The following is a 17,052-nucleotide window of genomic DNA, read 5'->3' on the forward strand; positions in this document are numbered from 1 at the left end:
TCAACATGATCAGTTCAGGTATCGCTCAACGGGACATCACCCGGTTGTGTATTCAATGTGCGCTGATGCTGCTACAGCACGGCGCGGAAAGTACGGTAGTGGAGCAATTATCCTCCCGTCTGGGGAAGGCGCTGGGCGCCGACAGCGTGGAGAGTTCAATTTCCGCGAATGCCGTGGTGCTGAGCACGATCGTCAATGGACACTGTTTGACCACCACACGCAGAAATGAGGACCGCGGTATCAATATGCACGTGGTGACGGAGGTGCAGCATGTCGTGATTTTGGCCGAGCATCGCCTGCTGGGCGTTCAGGAGGTCGCGAAGCGGTTCGACCACATCAAACCGCTGCGTTACCCGCGCTGGATTGTCGTGAGCATCGTCGCGCTCTCTTGCGGCTGTTTCAGCCGGTTGAACGGCGGCGGCTGGGATGCGTTTCTCATCGCGCTGCTCGCCAGCGGGCTGGCGATGTATGTGCGCCAACTGCTGACGGTCCGCAGCTTTAATCCGCTGATCAACTTCTGCATTACCGCCTTCGTCGCTACTTCGGCCTCCGGACTGCTGATGCGGGTGCCGGGGCTGGAGAATTCCGCCACGGTGGCGATGGCGGCCAGCGTGCTGCTGCTGGTTCCGGGCTTTCCCTTGATTAACGCGGTGGCAGATATGTTCAAAGGGCACGTCAACACTGGGCTGGCGCGCTGGGCGATCGCCAGTCTGTTGACGCTCTCCACCTGTATCGGCGTGGTATCGGCAATGGCGATATGGGGGCTGCGTGGATGGGCTTAGAACTTCTCTGGATGTTATTGCAGGACATGGCGCTGGCCGCCGTACCGGCGCTCGGTTTCGCTATCGTGTTCAATGTGCCGGTAAGGGCGTTGCATTATTGCGCCGTGCTCGGCGCGCTGGGGCATGGCTCCCGCTTTCTGTTGATCCATTTCGGCCTGCATATTGAATGGGCTTCCATGCTGGCTGCTATCCTGATCGGCGCGCTGGGCATTCACTGGTCGCGCTGGCTGCTGGCGCACCCCAAGGTATTCACCGTTGCGGCGGTGATCCCGATGTTCCCCGGCATTTCCGCCTATACGGCGATGATCTCAGTGGTGGAGCTGTCGCACCAGGGCTATAGCGAGGCGTTAATGCAGCAGTTGATCACTCAATTTCTCAAGGCCAGCTTCATCGTCGGGGCGCTCTCCATCGGACTGTCGCTGCCCGGATTGTGGGTTTATCACCGGCGTCCGGGAGTATGACAAATCAGAGACCTCAGAGAACAAATTTGGATACGGTTCATTTATCGACGCCCGAACCGGCTTTCCGTATAGTGGCAACAATTTTTTTTGCCTACAGGGTTCTACCATGGTTATTAGTTTGATTGCTGCGATGGCGGTGGACCGGGTTATTGGGATGGAAAACGCCATGCCCTGGCATCTCCCAGCTGACCTGGCGTGGTTCAAGCGTAATACGCTCGATAAGCCCATTGTGATGGGGCGCAGCACGTTCCGCTCTATCGGTCAGCCGCTGCCGGGACGGCGCAATATCGTGATCAGCAGTCAGCCGGGCGACGATGACCGCGTGATTTGGGTGACGTCACCGGAGGCGGCGCTGGCGGAGGCGGGCGATGTCGAAGAGGTCATGGTCATCGGCGGCGGCAGTATTTATCGGCAGATGTTGCCTCTGGCACAACGGCTTTATTTGACGCACATTGACGCCGAAGTCGAAGGCGACACTCACTTCCCGGACTATGAGCCGGATGAGTGGCGCTCTACGTTCAGCGAGTTTCACGAAGCGGATGAACGCAATTCTCACCACTACTGCTTCGAAATATTGGAACGCCGCTAACCCTCTCTTCTCAAACCCGCTTACCGGCGGGNTTTCTTTATCCCGCTCTAATGTAAAAGCGGGCGCTCAGGTCGATGCCAGCCGTCGCTCAAGCGTTCGTGTGGGACAGGTATGTGCTGTGCGGATATCCGGAAGGCGTCAACCGTGGTGCGCCCAACATCACGGCGGATAATACGTTTAACAGCCTGGATGGTTTGAGATGCAACCGGGAAGGGCGGTGGATCCTGACGGACGGTAATTACAGCAACACCGGTGACTTCGCCGGACAGGGTATCACCCTATGTTGGCAGGCGATCCCGTCTGCGGCGAGATCGAACGTTTTATGATAGGGCTGAAGTCCTGTGAATTGATCTAAACCTCCTTCACACAGGACTACCGTACGATGTTCGTTAACGTGCCGCATCCGGGTGAAGAGGACGATTCGCNCTTCCCTCACAACGGTGTACGCCCTCGTTCATCGATGCGTAGGTCAGTCATTCGAACGTCGGGGTAAACGTCATTACGCCGAGTCACTTGACGCTGTCTGCGGGAAGCGCTCAGGCACGAATAAAAAAGAGATGCCTCTCGGCATCTCTTTTTCACGCTCATGTCTTTTCGCTTTCTTGCGAACGGGGAGGCTATGCCCCTCCGATTCCGATGCGTTTACCCGGCGTTTTGCGCGTTGTCATCCTGCCGCATAAACTGGGACGGCTGGTGGTAATAGCGCTGCGTTTCCCAGTGAAGCAAGGTCAGCGAGCCTCCCCAGCAGCAGCCGGTATCCAGCGCATAGATGCCTTCCGGTGTGCCTTTGCCTTCCAGCGATGCCCAATGCCCGAAGGCGATGGCGTATTCGCTTGGCACCGGTCCGGGTAAATTGAACCAGGGCTTAAGCATGGACGGCGCCTGCGCGGGCGGTGTTTTACACATCATATCCAACTGTCCGCCGCTGAAGCAGTAGCGCATGCGGGTGAAGACGTTGGTGCTGAAGCGCAGTCGCGGCAGGCCGCTCAGTTCCGGCAACCAGTTGTTCGGCATGTCGCCGTACATCGCATCCAGAAATAACGGATAGCTGTCGCTGCTCAAGATGGATTCGACTTCGCGGGCGCACATCTGCGCGGTGTCCAGATCCCATTGCGGCGTAATCCCCGCATGAGCCATCACCAGCTTAAGATCCTCATCGACCTGCAGCACCGGTTGGCGACGCAGCCAGTTGATGAGATCGTCGATATCCGGCGCGGCGAGCAGCGCGTCCAGCCGGTCTTTGCTTTTCTGACGGCTGATGCCGGCGTAGACCGCCAGCAGATGCAGGTCGTGGTTGCCGAGCACCATGCGTACCGACGAACCCAGCGAGCGCACGAAGCGCAGTACCTGCAATGAATCGGGGCCGCGGGCGACGAGGTCGCCGGTTAGCCATAGCGTATCCCGCGCGGGATCGAAAGAAACTTGCGCCAATAGCGCTTCCAGTTCAACGAAACAACCGTGAACATCGCCAACAAGATAGGTAGCCATAATTAGTGTATCAATGAAGGGATTGCCAGGCGGAATACCGGGATAGATTCCTGGAAAGTCTCACCCTGATGGTCGAGCATCTGGTAATGGCCTTCCATCGTTCCCAACGGCGTTTCAAGAATGGCGCCGCTGGTATATTGGAATTCACTGCCGGGATGTATGACGGGCTGAACGCCGATGACGCCTTCGCCCTGAACTTCAGTCTGACGCCCGTTGCTGTTGGTGATGAGCCAGTAACGGCTCATCAATTTGACGTCGTGGCGCCCCAGATTGCGGATAGTGATGGTGTACGCAAAGACGTAGCGATCTTCTTCCGGCGCAGACTGTGCTTCTACATAGAAACTCTGAACCTGTATGCAAACTCGGGGCGCGTTGATCATGACGACAACTCCAGTTTATTCCTGCGTCGTAGGCTGACTGCTGAGCCAGTTAGCGAGCTTGCAATACTGCTCTACAGTCACGTTTTCTGCGCGATCGTTGGCATTGATGCCCTGTTCCGCCAACTGCTCTTGCGTAAACAGGTTGCCCAGACTGTTGCGCAGCGTTTTACGGCGCTGATTGAAAGCTTCCGTAGTAATTCTGCTCAGCACTCGGGTATCGACCTGAGGATAAGGCGACGNCGTGTGAGGCACCAGCCGCACGACCGCAGAGTCGACTTTTGGCGCCGGTCTGAATGCGGTGGGCGGAACTTCGAGTACCGGGATAACCTGGCAGTAATACTGCGCCATGACGCTCAAACGGCCGTAGGCTTTACTGTTAGGACCCGCGACCAGCCGATTGACCACCTCTTTCTGCAACATAAAGTGCATGTCGCGAATAGCTTGAGTATAGCTGAACAGATGGAACATCAGCGGTGTGGAAATATTATAGGGCAGGTTGCCGAAAACCCGCAGCGGCTGGCCGATTTGCTGCGCCAACTCGGCGAAGTCCACTTTCATGGCATCCTGCTGAATGATGGTGAGCTTATCTTTCAACGCGGGATGGACTTCCAGCCGTGCGGCCAGATCGCGGTCCAGCTCGACGACGGTAAAGTGGTTCAGTCGTTCTCCCACAGGCGCGGTCAGAGCACCCAGGCCGGGGCCGATTTCCACCAGCGCCTGATCCGGCTGCGGGTGAATGGCGGAGACAATGCTGTCGATCACAAAATGATCGTGTAAAAAGTTTTGCCCGAAACGTTTACGGGCGAAGTGGCCTTGGTGTACTCGATTATTCATTACGATTAGCAATCATTTTAATAGCAAGATTTAGGGCGGTACTGAAGCTGCCGGGATCGGCCTGGCCGGTGGCGGCCAGCTCCAGCGCCGTGCCGTGGTCGACCGATGTACGGATAAACGGCAGACCCAGCGTGATGTTGACTGCCCGGCCGAAGCCCTGATACTTCAGAACCGGCAATCCCTGGTCGTGATACATCGCCAGCACGGCATCCGCCGGCTGCAAATATTTAGGTTGGAACAAGGTGTCTGCCGGCAGCGGGCCGACCAGCTGAATGCCTTTCTCCCGCAGCTCATCGAGCGCCGGAATGATGACGTCCAGCTCTTCCCGTCCCATATGACCGCCTTCGCCCGCATGGGGATTCAGGCCGCAAACATAGATCGACGGGTTTGCAATACCGAATTGGGTCCGCAAATCGTGATCGAGAATGGTGACGACTTCGTGCAAACACTGGCGGTCGACCGCATCCGCCACGTCTCTCAGCGGCAGATGCGTCGTTGCCAGCGCGACGCGCAGTTTCTCGGTCGCCAGCATCATGACGACCCGCTCGCAATGGCTGCGTTCGGCAAAGAATTCGGTGTGCCCGGTAAACGGCACGCCAGCCTCGTTGATGATGCCTTTATGCACCGGACCGGTAACCAGGGCGGCAAATTCGCCACGCAGACAGCCGTCGCAGGCCTGAGCCAGCGTCTCGACGACGTAACGGCTGTTCTCCACGTTCAACTGGCCGGGAACGACGGTCCCGGCCAGTTCGACCGGCAGAACGGTCAGCGTACCGGATTGCTGAGGATGCGCGGGTTGAGCGGGAAGATACTCCCGCACCGACAGCGGGACATTCAGCGCCTGTGCCCGGTTCAACAGCAGCGCGGGATCGGCGCAGACCACCAGCTCGACCGGCCATGTCTGTAGGGCCAGCGAGACGATCAGATCAGGACCAATCCCGGCGGGGTCGCCGGGGGTGATCACGATGCGTGGCGTGCTGCGTTCAGTCGACATTAGTTGCTTTGTCCATCCAGCACTTTGACATAGGCGGCAGCGCGTTTTTCCTGCATCCAGGTCTGGGCTTCTTCCGCAAACTTGCGGTTGAACAGCATGCGGTAGGCGCGCTCTTTTTGCGCCGCGTCGGTCTTATCGACCTGACGGGTGTCCATCAACTGAATGAGGTGCCAGCCAAAGGAGGAGTGAACCGGCGGGCTGATTTCGCCTTTGTGCAGTTTCAGCAGCGCGTCGCGGAATACCGGATCGTAGACGTCAGGTGAAGACCAGCCCAGATCGCCGCCCTGATTGGCGGAACCCGGATCCTGCGATAGCTGGCGCGCCTGAGCGGCGAAGGTGGTGCCGCCGCTCTTGATCTGCTGCGCGACGTCCAGCAGTTTGGCGCGGGCCTGATCGTCCGTCATGACGACAGAGGGCCTGAGCAGAATGTGGCGGGNGTGCATTTCCGTGACGGAGACGGTTTTGTCTTCGCCGCGGATGTCGTTGACGCGCAGAATGTGGAAGCCGACGCCGGAACGGATTGGGCCGACTATCTNGCCTTTCTGCGCCTGCACCAGGCTTTCTGCGAACAGCGTCGGCAGCTCCTGCAGTTTACCCCAGCCCATCTGTCCCCCTTTCAGCGCTTGCTGATCGGCGGAGTAGGTGATGGCGAGCTTGCCAAAGTCGGCGCCTTCGTTCGCTTCTTTCACCAGACGCTTAGCCAGATCTTCGGCCTGATCGACTTCCTGCTGCGTCGGGTTTTCCGACAGCGGCAGCAGGATATGGCTCAGATTGNCCTCGGTATCGCCGGTGTTCTGATTGGAGACCTGCTTGGCCAGCGCATCGACTTCCTGCGGGAGGATGGTGATGCGGCGGCGCACTTCATTATTGCGCACTTCGGCGATGGTCATGTCTTTGCGGATCTGGCTGCGGTAGGTATCGTAGCTGATGCCTTCCTGCGCCAGGCGGTCGCGCATCTGAGCGACCGTCATGCGATTCTGCGCCGCGATGCCGCTGATGGCGCTATCCAACTGCTCGTCCGTGATCTGAACGCCCATCTTCTGGGCCATTTGCAGCACGATGCTATCAACAATCAGGCGATCGAGGATCTGATGGCGCAGCGTGGCGTCATCGGGCAACTGCTGGCCGGCGCCCTGTGCGTTCAGCTTGACCGACTGCAGTAAGCCATTGACATCACTTTCCAGCACGACGCCGTTATCCACCACCGCGGCAACGCGATCAACGACCTGCGGCGCGGCAAACGCTGTCGAGACGCTCAGCGTCAGTCCCAGAATCAGTGCTTTCCAGTTGTTCATACCTTTCCCATTAAATGTCATCCGCCTGGAGGCGGGTTAAATGTTGAATTGCTACCGGTATTAGACGCTTATTGCGGCCAGAGTTCCCGGCGGTACACCATTAGAAAGAGCGTTGGTACGGCAAAATGCCATTCGCCAGCATTTTGTCTGTGCCCAAACTGTAGTTGCTGCTTAGACCGCGTAGTTCAAACGACACGCCCACTTTGTTGTCGTAGACGCTGCTGTTGGAGGCGGTGTTCCAGGTGGTGATCTTCCTTTCGTAACCGACATTGACCGCCCAGCAACAGGTGGAATATTGCAGACCAATCAGCTGATCGGCCGGCTGGTTCATCTTGGTGTCGTAGTAATACGCGCCGACGACGGCCCAGCGCTCGGACAGCGGCCAGCTGCCGGTCATCCCCNCCTGAGAAATGCCCTGCTGATAGGCCGGAAGAGTACTGTCGTTCAGCATGGATTGAATATATTCCGCGCTGGCGTAGCGGTAGTTCAACTGCAGCATGCGTTCGCCGCCACCGCGGTATTCCACCACGGCGTCGCCGACCGTGAAGTTATCCNCGCGGGCGTCGTACTGCGCGCCGCCGCGGATTGCCCAGTTATCGGCGATCTTCCAATAGGTATCGCCCGCCCAGGTCAGGCTGCCGTTGTGGTAGTTGTTGTCGAGCGACGAGTTGGTGTTGCCGGTGCGCGGACGTTCGAAGTAGTAGATCTGACCGAGCGAGGCGTTGAAACGTTCCACCAGCGCGTCGTCGTACAGGCGGGTGGTGACCCCGCTCGCGACCTGGTTGGCCGAAGCAATCCGGTCGAGGCCGCTGTAGGTTCGGTCGCGGAACAAGCCCGCGTAGTCGCTTTGCAGCAGGGTGGAGTCATAGGTACGAATGTTGGTCTGGTCGCGGTACGGTACGTAGAGGTACATGGCGCGCGGTTCCAGCGTCTGGGTATACCCCTTCGCCCAGTCCATATCCCGTTCAAAGACCAGTTTGCCGTCGACTTTGTACTGCGGCATCACCCGGTTGACCGACTCATCCAGTGGGGTGTTGTTGGTATCGCTATTGTAATGAGTCAGATTGCTCTGCTGATAGTGGGTCGCCATCAGCTTGGCTTCGGTATTCAGACTTGCCCAACCGTTGGACAGCGGCAGGTTGAAGGTCGGCTCGGCGTGCAGTCGAGTCGCCGTCGGCATATCCGGGTTCACGTTGGTAAATTTCACCGCCTGCCCGTAAAGGTGCATGTCGACAGGACCCAGATCGTTAAGGTAGTAGTTCATGTCGAGCTGCGGCTGTGCGCGATAGACATCCGAGGTATTGCTGAATATCTGATAGCTGCGCGTCGACAGCGTGGCGTCGAAGTTGCGGTCGGCGTAAGCGGCGCTGAACTTCTGGGTGGCATAGCCGTCGGTGGNGGAGCCGTATTTGGACTCCAGATCGGTGAAGTAGTACGGGTCGCTGACCTTGGTGTAGTCGACGTTAAAACGCCAGACCTGGTTCAGCACGCCGCTGTGCTGCCAGTACGTCAGCCAGCGAGTGGTATTGCTGTCGGCCTCATAGGTGCCAGCTTTGATCTCTTTGTCGTACTGCTTATCGTTAGGCAGCCAGTCCAGCTCGAACACGCCGGCGCCCGCACGGGTCAGGTAGCGGAATTCGTTCTCCCACTGCAATCCACGTTTGGTCTGTACGTGCGGCGTAATGGTGGCGTCGAAATTCGGGGCGATGTTCCAGTAGTACGGCGTCATCAGCTCGAAGCCGTTGTTTTTGCCATACTTGGCGTTCGGGATCAGGAAACCGGAACGTCGGCGATCGCCCACGGGGAGCTGAAGATACGGGCTGTAGAAAATCGGGACGCCGGCGATGCGGAATCGCGCGTTCCAGATTTCAGCCACTTCTTCTTCCCGGTCGTGGATGACTTCCGAACCCACGACGCTCCAGCTATCGTCACCCGGCAGGCAGGACGTAAAGGTGCCGTTTTCCAGAATGGTGTATCGGTTGTCGTCGCGCAGCTTCATCTTGTTGGCATCGCCGCGGCCCTGACGTCCGACCATCTGGTAGTCGCCTTGGTACACGTCAGTGTCTTTGGTATTCAGGTTCGACCAGGCTTTCGGCCCTTTCAGGATCACCTGATTGTCATCGTAATGCACATCGCCGGTGGCGGTGACCGTGCGGGTCGGGTCGGTTTTNCCCGTCTGCTGAATCTGATTCAGCTCGACCTCCTTGGCGGTCATCACCCGGTTGCCTTGCTCAATATTCACATTGCCGGTAAATACGGCGTTGTCGGGATAGTTCGCCTGGGAGTGATCTGCCTGGATGTGGACGGGCAGCTGACCGGTGTCGCCGGTCACCAGCGGACGGTTATACGTCGGTACGCCGAGCATACACTGAGAGGCGAGGTCCGCCATGGCTTGCTGGCTGTAGAGCGCTGACCACACTAACGAGGCCAGCAGAGTTGGGAAACTTTTTTTCATACGCGGTATCAGGTGTTCCGTCATCAGGGGCATCATGCCGGCAAACCGTCAGAGACTATATCACGCGCTGGCGCAGCGCCAGTGCTAAATCCCCGCCGTTTTCTACGCGCTGCCGTTAGGAGCAAAGATAAATGACGGGTATGATAAAGCAATTTTTAGCCGACGGCATGAGGATTTGAGGAGTATATGCGCTATTGGGGAAAGTTGCTGGGGCTGGCGATGGGCGCAGCGTCCAGCGGTGGCGTCAGCGCGGTGATAATCGGGCTGCTGGTGGGTCATTTATTTGACAAAGCCCGCTTGTCGCGTCGGCGTACCGCTTTTTCCGCACACTCCTCTCGTCAGGCGCTGTTCTACATCACCACGTTTCAGGCGATGGGGCATCTCACCAAGTCGAAAGGGCGGGTGACCGAGGCGGATATTCTCGCCGCGACCCATGTCATGGATCGGCTGGAGCTGCGTGGAGCAGCGCGCAATGCGGCCCAACAGGCGTTTCGTGAAGGCAAGTCTCGTCAATTCCCAGTTCGGGGCAAGCTGCGTCAACTGCGCGATGTCTGCATCGGTCGTTTCGATATGGTTCGCCTGTTTCTGGAAATTCAGTTACAGGTCGCTTTCATCGACGGCGCGCTGCATCCCAACGAACGCCGGTTGCTGTATGTCTTTGCCGACGAACTGGGGGTGACGCGGGCGCAGTTCGAGCTATTTCTGCGCACCATGGAACGCGCGACGCAACAATCACATGCTCAGTCTCGACACGGCAATGGTGGGTGGTCCCAGCAGGGCGGTAATGCGCATCAGCGTCGGGGGCAATCNCATAACGGACGCTCTCAGCATCAGCGGCCGCCAATACCTCCGCGGGGGCCGACCGTGGAAAGCGCCTGCCGGACGTTGGGCGTACGTTCCAACGATGATGCGGTGACGGTGAAGCGAGCTTATCGCAAGCTGATGAGCGAACACCATCCGGACAAGATGGTGGGGAAGGGGCTGTCGCCGCGCATGATCGAACTCTCCAAGCGCAAAGCGCAGGATATTCAGGTGGCCTACGAATTTCTCAAGGTTCACAAGTTCTCGCGTTAACGTCTCCTCGCGCCCCCCTTCTCCATCATTGACTCTTATTTTATTGTTACTTGGCGATCCGTCAAAAATCAGGTTCACAGCGAAAATGCATCGGCTCATGCGTGGCCGGATGGGTGATAAACAGCGCCTGCGCGTGCAACTGCAAACGAGACGCCATTGCCCGTGCGGCGGGCGGCGCGTAGAAGCCATCTCCCAAAATCGGATGTTCAATAGCCAGCATGTGCACCCTCAGCTGATGGGAGCGGCCGGTGATCGGCATCAGTTTTACCCGGGTTGTTCCGTCATCGTCGCGAGACAGCACTTCCCACAACGTTTGCGCGGATTTGCCCTCGGTGAAACAGACTTTCTGTTTAGGACGGTTGGGCCAGTCGCAAATCAGCGGTAAATCGACCAGCCCCTTGTCCTGCGCCATATGCCCCCAAACGCGGGCGATATAGGTCTTTTTCGGCTCGCGTTCGCGGAACTGGCGCTTAAGCTCACGTTCAGCCGCTTTGGTCAGCGCGACGGCAATGACGCCGCTGGTCGCCATATCCAACCGATGAACGGACTCGGCGGACGGGTGTTCCGCCTGAATCCGGCTCATGATGCTATCGCGGTTTTCCGGCGCGCGGCCGGGAACGGACAACAGGCCGCTAGGTTTGTTGACCACCATGAGATGCTCATCCTGATAGAGCACCTGTAGCCAGGGGTCTTGCGGCGGGTTATAGGGGTCCATGACCGACTCCGAGCTGGCGGCAAGGTGCTCTCCTCGCCGCGTGAGTGATAAGCGCCATCATGGCGCGGTTACTGGTGAGAAACCACGACCAGACGGATGGCGTCCAGACGCCAGTTTGCCTGCTCGAGATTCAGCAGCACCTGTTCCCGCTGTGTTTCCAGTGCCTTTAACTCATCTTCGCGGATGTTCGGGTTCACCGCTTTGAGCGCTGTGAGGCGTTCCAGTTCGTGTCGCAGCGCTTTGTCGGCAAACTGAGTGGCCGTTGCAATCACCTTCTGCGCTTGTTCTGCGATCAGCGGCTCCGCTTTTTGCAGCATGTCATGCACATCGGGCTGCACAGCGTTCACGAGTTTGCTGGCGGTATGGCGGTTGACCGCGGCCAGCTGGCGGTTGAAGCTCTCGAACTCCNCCTGCGCGGCGAGGTCGGTCCCCTTGCGATCCAGTAGAATGCGCACCGGCGTCGGCGGCAAGAAACGGGTGAGCTGCAGTTTTTTCGGCGCCTGCGCTTCGACCACATACACCAGCTCCGCCAGCAGCGTGCCGACCGGCAGCGCTTTGTTTTTCAGCAGCGATACGGCGCAGCTGCCGGTATCCCCGGACAGGATCAGATCCAGTCCGTTGCGGATCAGCGGGTGCTCCCAACTGATGAACTGGGCGTCTTCGCGGGACAACGCCTGCTCGCGATCAAAGGTGATCGTACAGCCGTCCTGGGACAGACCGGGGAAGTCAGGCACCAGCATGTGTTCGGACGGACGCAGCACGATCAGGTTGTCGCTGCGATCTTCCTGATGGATGCCGATGATATCGAACAGATTAAGCGCGAAGTTGACCAGCGTGACATCGTCGTCCTGCGCGGCAATATCGGCGGACAGTTTTTTCGCCTGTTCGCCGCCGTTGGAGTGCATTTCCAGCAGGCGGTCGCGACCCTGCTCCAACTGAGCTTTCAGCGCATCGTGCTGCGCGCGGCACTCACGAATAAAGTCGTCGACGCCGTCTTGCTCTTCCGGATGGGCAAGCAGGCCGATCAGGCGATCGTAGTGGCTGTCGTAGATGGAACGACCGGTCGGGCAGGTATGTTCGAATGCGTCCAGGCCTTCGTGATACCAGCGGACCAGCAGCGCCTGCGCGGTATTTTCCAGATAAGGCACCAGAATCTGGATGTCATTTTCCTGACCGATGCGGTCCAGACGACCGATGCGCTGCTCCAGCAGGTCGGGGTTGAACGGCAGGTCGAACATCACCAAATGGCTGGCGAACTGGAAGTTGCGCCCTTCAGAGCCGATCTCGGAGCAGATTAACACCTGAGCGCCTTCCTCTTCCGAGGCAAAGTAGGCGGCGGCGCGGTCGCGTTCCAGAATCGACAGACCCTCGTGGAATACCGCGGCGCGGATGGCTTCACGCGTGCGCAGCGCCTGTTCCAACTGCAGCGCGGAGGCGGCTTTGGCGCAGATCACCAGCACTTTCTCGTCGCGATGGCTGGTCAGGTAGTCGAGCAGCCACTCTACTCGCGGGTCGAAGCTCCACCAGGTGGCGTTTTCATCTTCGAACTGCTGATAGATTTGCTCTGGATACAGCATATCCTGAGCACGCTTCTCGGAGGTCTTGGAGCCGGACATGATGCCGGACACCTTGATCGCGGTCTGATACTGGGAAGGCAGCGGCAGCGGGATCGTCTGTAGCTGACGTTCCGGGAAGCCCTGTACGCCCTGACGGGTGTTGCGGAACAGCACGCGGCTGGTGCCGTGGCGGTCCATCAGCATAGCGATCAGCTCTTCTCGCGCTGAATGCGCTGCGTTCTCGTCCTTGGCGTTGATGGCTTTCAGCAGCTCGCTGATATCCTGTCCGCCCAGCAGCGACGTCAGCGCCTGGAGATCGTCCGGGNTGGCCTCGTCGCCGGTCAGTAACTGCGTCACCGCATCGGCCACCGGCTGATAGCGTTGCTGTTCGGCCACAAATTCGGCGTAGTCGTGGAAGCGATTCGGGTCCAGCAGGCGCAGACGGGCGAAGTGGCTTTCCTGCCCCAGTTGCTCCGGGGTCGCGGTCAACAACAGCACCGCCGGGGTGACGCTCGCCAGTCGTTCAATAGCCTGATACTGCGGGCTTGGTTCGGCTTCACTCCACGTCAGGTGATGCGCTTCGTCCACCACCAGCAGGTCCCAGTCGGCGTTGGCCAGCTGTTCAAAACGTTTCGGGTTGCGCTGAACAAAGCTCAGCGAACAGATGATCAGCTGCTCGGTTTCAAACGGGTTGCTGCTATCCAGCAACGCCTCAGCGTAGCGTTCGTCGTCGAACAGAGAGAACAGCAGGTTGAAGCGGCGCAGCATTTCCACCAGCCACTGGTGCTGCAGGGTTTCCGGCACTACGATCAACACGCGTTCGGCGCGGCCTGACAGCAGCTGTTGATGGATGATCATCCCGGCTTCGATGGTTTTCCCCAGACCGACCTCGTCCGCCAGCAGAACGCGCGGCGCATGGCGCTGGCCGACTTCGTGTGCGACATAGAGCTGATGAGGGATCAGGCTGGCGCGCATGCCGCGCAGACCGCTCCACGGTTGCTGGGCCTGAGCATGCAGGTGCTGGCGGGNGCGATAGCGCAGGGCAAAGCGATCCATCCGGTCGAGCTGGCCGGCGAACAGGCGATCCTGCGGTTTGTTGAAGGTCAGCTTGCTGTCGAGGAAGACTTCTCGCAGCAGGGCGGGCGTCTCATCGTCGAGCCGCTGGCCGATATAGGTACGCAGACCGTTTTCGTCGCTAACCTCGTCGACCTGCATCTGCCAGCCTTCGTGGCTGGTGACGGTATCGCCTGGGTTAAACATGACTCGGGTGATGGGGGCATCATTGCGTGAATAGAGGCGATTCTCGCCGCTGGCGGGGAACAGCAGGGTTACCATTCTGGCATCAACCGCCACTACTGTTCCTAATCCCAATTCGCTTTCTGTGTCGCTGATCCAGCGTTGACCAAGTGTAAAAGGCATATGTGCTTAGCTCGATACTCGTCGTTGTCGAAAATTGTCTGAATGACAGTCATTGTCGGCCAACCTGCCGGGAAAAAGGCGTAAATGCTGCATTGCCCGTCGTGGCATGGCAGGCGCCTGGTCGGCATGACCCGTGTTGTTATGTGTGAGTTAGCGATGTCCTGCCGTCATTTGCGAGCGCGCTGACGGCCTGTCGGCGCGATAGGCGAATGCCGCCCCGCTACGTGTGCGCCGTTCGCGCATACAAAGACGATGGCCTGAAAGACCTGCGCTATGCGCCGTCCTGCGCGGATGCGGCCCGAATCTGAATGCATGGGCTGACGACAGCGCAAGGTCTTATCGAAAATACCGCCGGATTCGGAAAGGGCGTTATGGTACTGGATGGACGCGCGTTCGTCACCTGCCAAACCGCCGTCGATGGATCAAAACAGCCCCATTTGTCCGGTAACCAGCATCGTGAAATCGTCTTGCAGGAAAGGCAGAATCGCATCCGCCACCGGCTGCAGCTGTTTTTCGACGTAGTGTTGATAATCCAGCGGCGAATGGCGCGTTTCCAGCGGTTCAGGGCCGTTGACGGTCATAACGTAGCTGATCCAGCCGCCGTTTTGATACTGGAGTGGACGCCCGTGCTCCCGGTTGTATTCGTCGGCCATTCTGGCGGCCCGCACCTGTGGCGGGACATTGCGCTGGTATTCACTCAGCTTGTGGCGCAGCCGCTTACGGTAGACCAACTGGTCGTCCCACTCGCCGTTCTGGGTTTTGCGCACATAGTCGCGCACCCAATCCTGATAGGCCTCTCGCCGGAAAATTCGCGCGTAGAGCTGTTGCTGAAACCGTTGCGCCAAGGGCGTCCAGTCGCTGCGCACGGTCTCCAACCCTTTAAATACCATCTGCGGCTCGCCGTTGGCGTTCAACGTCAGCCCGGCGTAGCGCTTTTTACTGCCCTGTTCCGCGCCGCGGATCGTCGGCATCAGGAAACGCTGATAATGGGTTTCGTACTCCAGTTCCAGGGCGCACTCCAGCCCCTGGGTCCGTGCCAGATGCTCTCGCCACCACGCGTTCACGTACTGCGCCAGTTCCCGGCCGATGGCGTCCGCTTCCTGCTCGTTATGGGCGTGATTGAGCCAGACGAACGTCGAGTCGGTATCGCCGTAAATCACCTGATAGCCGCGGGCTTCAATCAGCGCCTGCGTTTGCTGCATGATGTCGTGCCCGCGCAGGGTGATGGAGGAGGCCAGTCGCGGATCGAAGAAGCGGCAGCCGCTTGAGCCTAGTACGCCGTAGAAGGCGTTCATGATGATTTTCAGCGCCTGCGAAAGCGGTTTGTTGCCGCTGCGCTTCGCCGCCTCGCGCTCCTGCCAGATGCTGCCGACAATCGCGGGCAGGCAGTGCTGCTTGCGGGAAAACCACGCGCCGCGATAGCCCTCAACTGAATGTTGTTCGTCCGGGTGCCGCATGCCGACGGTCAGCCCGACGGGGTCGATCAGAAAGGTGCGAATGATGGAGGGGTAGAGGCTTTTATAATCCAGTACCAACACGGAGTCATATAAACCCGGACGGGAGTTCATGACGAAGCCGCCGGGGCTGGCTTCCGGCGGTATCTCGCCAAGGTTGGGGGCGACGAAACCCGCCCGGTGCATCCGGGGGAAATAAAGGNGGGTAAACGCCGCCACGGAGCCGCCGCTGCGGTCTGCCGCCAGACCGGTGAGGCTGGCGCGTTCCAGCAAAAACGGCAGCAGTTCGGTCTTGTCGAAGATGCGCGTCACCAGCTCGCAGTCTTTCAGGTTGTAGTGGGCGAGGGCTGGCTTGTCTTCAGCGAAGCGGCGGTCGATCTCGTCCATCCGCTGGTAAGGGTTATCCATCGCTTTCCCTTCACCCAACAGCGTTTGCGAGACGAACTCCAGGCTAAAGGAGGCGAAGTTCCAGGTGGCGGACTTGAGCGCTTCAATGCCGTCAACAATCAGTCGGCCGGGGGCGCTGGCGAAAAAGTGCCCCTGCTTGTAGCCATGTTCCCGCCATTCCAGCTCCGCCTGCTGCCGGCCCAGTCGTAGCGGAATGCCGTAACGTTCGGCGTGCTTTTGCAGTACCCGCAGGNCGAACTGCACCAGATTCCAGCCGACGATGAGATCGGGATCGTACAGCTGAATCCAGTGATTAAGCTGTTCCAGCAACTGTGGCCGGCTGGCGACGTACTCCAGCGTGAGGTCGCCCGCGTCAGCCGGGTCGCCGTTGGGCGGACCCAGCATAAACACCTGCCGCTGGCCGCAGCCTTCCAGGCCGATGCAGTACAGTTCGCCGTGGCGATTGGTTTCGATATCCAGCGACACCATGCTGAGCGGCGGACGATAGTGCGGCTCGGGTTTCATTCTGGCGTTGATGAGACGTCCTTCCGGGCCGGCGTCGCCGTCGAACCAGACCGGCGCAGTGATAAATCGCTCCATCAAAAAACGTTCAGGTGGGCGAATATCTGCTTCATAAATGGGGACGCTGGCTTCCTGCAACCGTTTTTCGATACGCTGTAGCTGGCGGTATTGCGGGCAGTAAAGGCCCAGCAGCTCTTCGTGATGAAAACTTTTCATTTCCAGCGGGCGAAGCTCGGCCTTTTTCTCGCCGTTCAGCGCGGCGCGGACTTCCGCTTCATGGCGGGCGGGAACAAAAGCCACGGCCTGTTGCAGAGGAAGACGCACCCGTTGCGGGCCGTCGTTGGTGGCGAGCCAGAACTCGACCTGTATGCCGGCCGGCGTATCTTGCCAATGGCGGGTGAGCGCAAAGCCCTGACGCGGGGAGGGAACAGTCATAACCTCAGGCCGTATGAAGAAGAAAGACGTCATTAAGTGTGGTTATCTATACAGTGGTTGTCCAGCCTTTTTCGCCTGCCACCTGGTGAGGCAGCGCTTGTGTTCGCGGTGCGCCCGAAGTCCGAATGATTGATTTGTCTTATGAAAGCCGCGTAAAAATCCGCACCATGCGAACGCAATGCGGGTGGCTCATGGTGCAACAGACGCCCATC

Annotated in this window: 13 protein-coding genes and 1 pseudogene; 5 read left to right on the forward strand and 9 right to left on the reverse strand. The window is 58.9% G+C overall.

Translation table 11 applies throughout. From position 1 onward, the window contains the following. Positions 1–5: 5 nt before the first annotated feature. From RZ35_RS01215 to RZ35_RS18210, 4 genes and pseudogenes are all read left to right on the forward strand, one after another. A complete protein-coding gene (locus tag RZ35_RS01215) occupies positions 6–782 on the forward strand; it encodes a threonine/serine exporter family protein (RefSeq protein WP_026741666.1) in 777 nt (258 codons plus the stop codon). Further along, positions 773–1,243: a threonine/serine exporter gene (locus tag RZ35_RS01220; RefSeq protein ID WP_026741667.1), complete on the forward strand. Its 471-nt coding sequence runs from the start codon at positions 773–775 to the stop codon at positions 1,241–1,243. Before RZ35_RS01215 ends, RZ35_RS01220 begins: the two co-directional genes overlap by 10 nt. A 106-nt stretch (positions 1,244–1,349) precedes the next feature. After that, positions 1,350–1,832, forward strand: coding sequence for a type 3 dihydrofolate reductase (folA, locus tag RZ35_RS01225; RefSeq protein ID WP_026741668.1), 483 nt, complete (start codon positions 1,350–1,352; stop codon positions 1,830–1,832). Between the two features lie 80 nt (positions 1,833–1,912). Further along, positions 1,913–2,325, forward strand: a pseudogene (locus RZ35_RS18210) (alkaline phosphatase PhoX); the annotation flags it as partial. A 149-nt stretch (positions 2,326–2,474) separates the two neighbouring features. Here RZ35_RS18210 and apaH read toward each other — a convergent pair. The 6 genes from apaH to lptD all read right to left on the reverse strand — a co-directional run bounded on the left by apaH (position 2,475) and on the right by lptD (position 9,314). Continuing rightward, on the reverse strand, positions 2,475–3,320 hold the full coding sequence (apaH, locus tag RZ35_RS01235) for a bis(5'-nucleosyl)-tetraphosphatase (symmetrical) ApaH (RefSeq protein WP_051625430.1): 846 nt from the start codon (positions 3,318–3,320) through the stop codon (positions 2,475–2,477). A gap of 2 nt (positions 3,321–3,322) precedes the next feature. Then, positions 3,323–3,700, reverse strand: coding sequence for a Co2+/Mg2+ efflux protein ApaG (apaG, locus tag RZ35_RS01240; RefSeq protein WP_026739075.1), 378 nt, complete (start codon positions 3,698–3,700; stop codon positions 3,323–3,325). A gap of 15 nt (positions 3,701–3,715) precedes the next feature. Continuing rightward, a complete protein-coding gene (gene rsmA, locus RZ35_RS01245) occupies positions 3,716–4,534 on the reverse strand; it encodes a 16S rRNA (adenine(1518)-N(6)/adenine(1519)-N(6))-dimethyltransferase RsmA (protein ID WP_026741670.1) in 819 nt (272 codons plus the stop codon). After that, a complete protein-coding gene (pdxA, locus tag RZ35_RS01250) occupies positions 4,527–5,528 on the reverse strand; it encodes a 4-hydroxythreonine-4-phosphate dehydrogenase PdxA (RefSeq protein ID WP_026741671.1) in 1,002 nt (333 codons plus the stop codon). Before pdxA ends, rsmA begins: the two co-directional genes overlap by 8 nt. Beyond that, positions 5,528–6,823, reverse strand: coding sequence for a peptidylprolyl isomerase SurA (gene surA / locus RZ35_RS01255; protein WP_026741672.1), 1,296 nt, complete (start codon positions 6,821–6,823; stop codon positions 5,528–5,530). Before surA ends, pdxA begins: the two co-directional genes overlap by 1 nt. A gap of 100 nt (positions 6,824–6,923) precedes the next feature. Continuing rightward, complete coding sequence (lptD, locus tag RZ35_RS01260; RefSeq protein WP_200873738.1) at positions 6,924–9,314, reverse strand: LPS assembly protein LptD; 2,391 nt, start codon at positions 9,312–9,314, stop codon at positions 6,924–6,926. A gap of 150 nt (positions 9,315–9,464) precedes the next feature. Here lptD and djlA point away from each other — a divergent pair, with 150 nt between their 5' ends. Next, positions 9,465–10,352 (forward strand): co-chaperone DjlA, encoded by an 888-nt coding sequence (djlA, locus tag RZ35_RS01265; protein WP_026741674.1) that lies wholly within the window; start codon positions 9,465–9,467, stop codon positions 10,350–10,352. Positions 10,353–10,413: 61 nt separating this feature from the next. Here the strand turns inward: djlA and rluA are convergent, their stop codons facing one another. The 3 genes from rluA to RZ35_RS01285 all read right to left on the reverse strand — a co-directional run bounded on the left by rluA (position 10,414) and on the right by RZ35_RS01285 (position 16,840). Further along, on the reverse strand, positions 10,414–11,067 hold the full coding sequence (gene rluA, locus RZ35_RS01270; protein WP_026741675.1) for a bifunctional tRNA pseudouridine(32) synthase/23S rRNA pseudouridine(746) synthase RluA: 654 nt from the start codon (positions 11,065–11,067) through the stop codon (positions 10,414–10,416). 68 nt (positions 11,068–11,135) lie between these two features. Beyond that, entirely contained in the window at positions 11,136–14,042 is a 2,907-nt protein-coding gene (gene rapA, locus RZ35_RS01275; RefSeq protein WP_026741676.1) for an RNA polymerase-associated protein RapA, read from the reverse strand. Positions 14,043–14,464: 422 nt separating this feature from the next. Further along, entirely contained in the window at positions 14,465–16,840 is a 2,376-nt protein-coding gene (locus RZ35_RS01285) for a DNA polymerase II (protein ID WP_026741677.1), read from the reverse strand. Positions 16,841–17,052: the final 212 nt, after the last annotated feature.

Source organism: Lonsdalea quercina subsp. quercina (genome assembly GCF_000688655.1).
Lineage (GTDB): Bacteria > Pseudomonadota > Gammaproteobacteria > Enterobacterales > Enterobacteriaceae > Lonsdalea > Lonsdalea quercina.

Coding starts and splice junctions, on each gene's coding strand:
- pdxA (WP_026741671.1), bottom strand. CDS start 5,528: ATGTCGACTGAACGCAGCACGCCACGCATCGTGATCACCCCCGGCGAC.
- apaH (WP_051625430.1), bottom strand. CDS start 3,320: ATGGCTACCTATCTTGTTGGCGATGTTCACGGTTGTTTCGTTGAACTG.
- rluA (WP_026741675.1), bottom strand. CDS start 11,067: ATGGACCCCTATAACCCGCCGCAAGACCCCTGGCTACAGGTGCTCTAT.
- RZ35_RS01220 (WP_026741667.1), top strand. CDS start 773: ATGGGCTTAGAACTTCTCTGGATGTTATTGCAGGACATGGCGCTGGCC.
- folA (WP_026741668.1), top strand. CDS start 1,350: ATGGTTATTAGTTTGATTGCTGCGATGGCGGTGGACCGGGTTATTGGG.
- apaG (WP_026739075.1), bottom strand. CDS start 3,700: ATGATCAACGCGCCCCGAGTTTGCATACAGGTTCAGAGTTTCTATGTA.
- RZ35_RS01215 (WP_026741666.1), top strand. CDS start 6: ATGATCAGTTCAGGTATCGCTCAACGGGACATCACCCGGTTGTGTATT.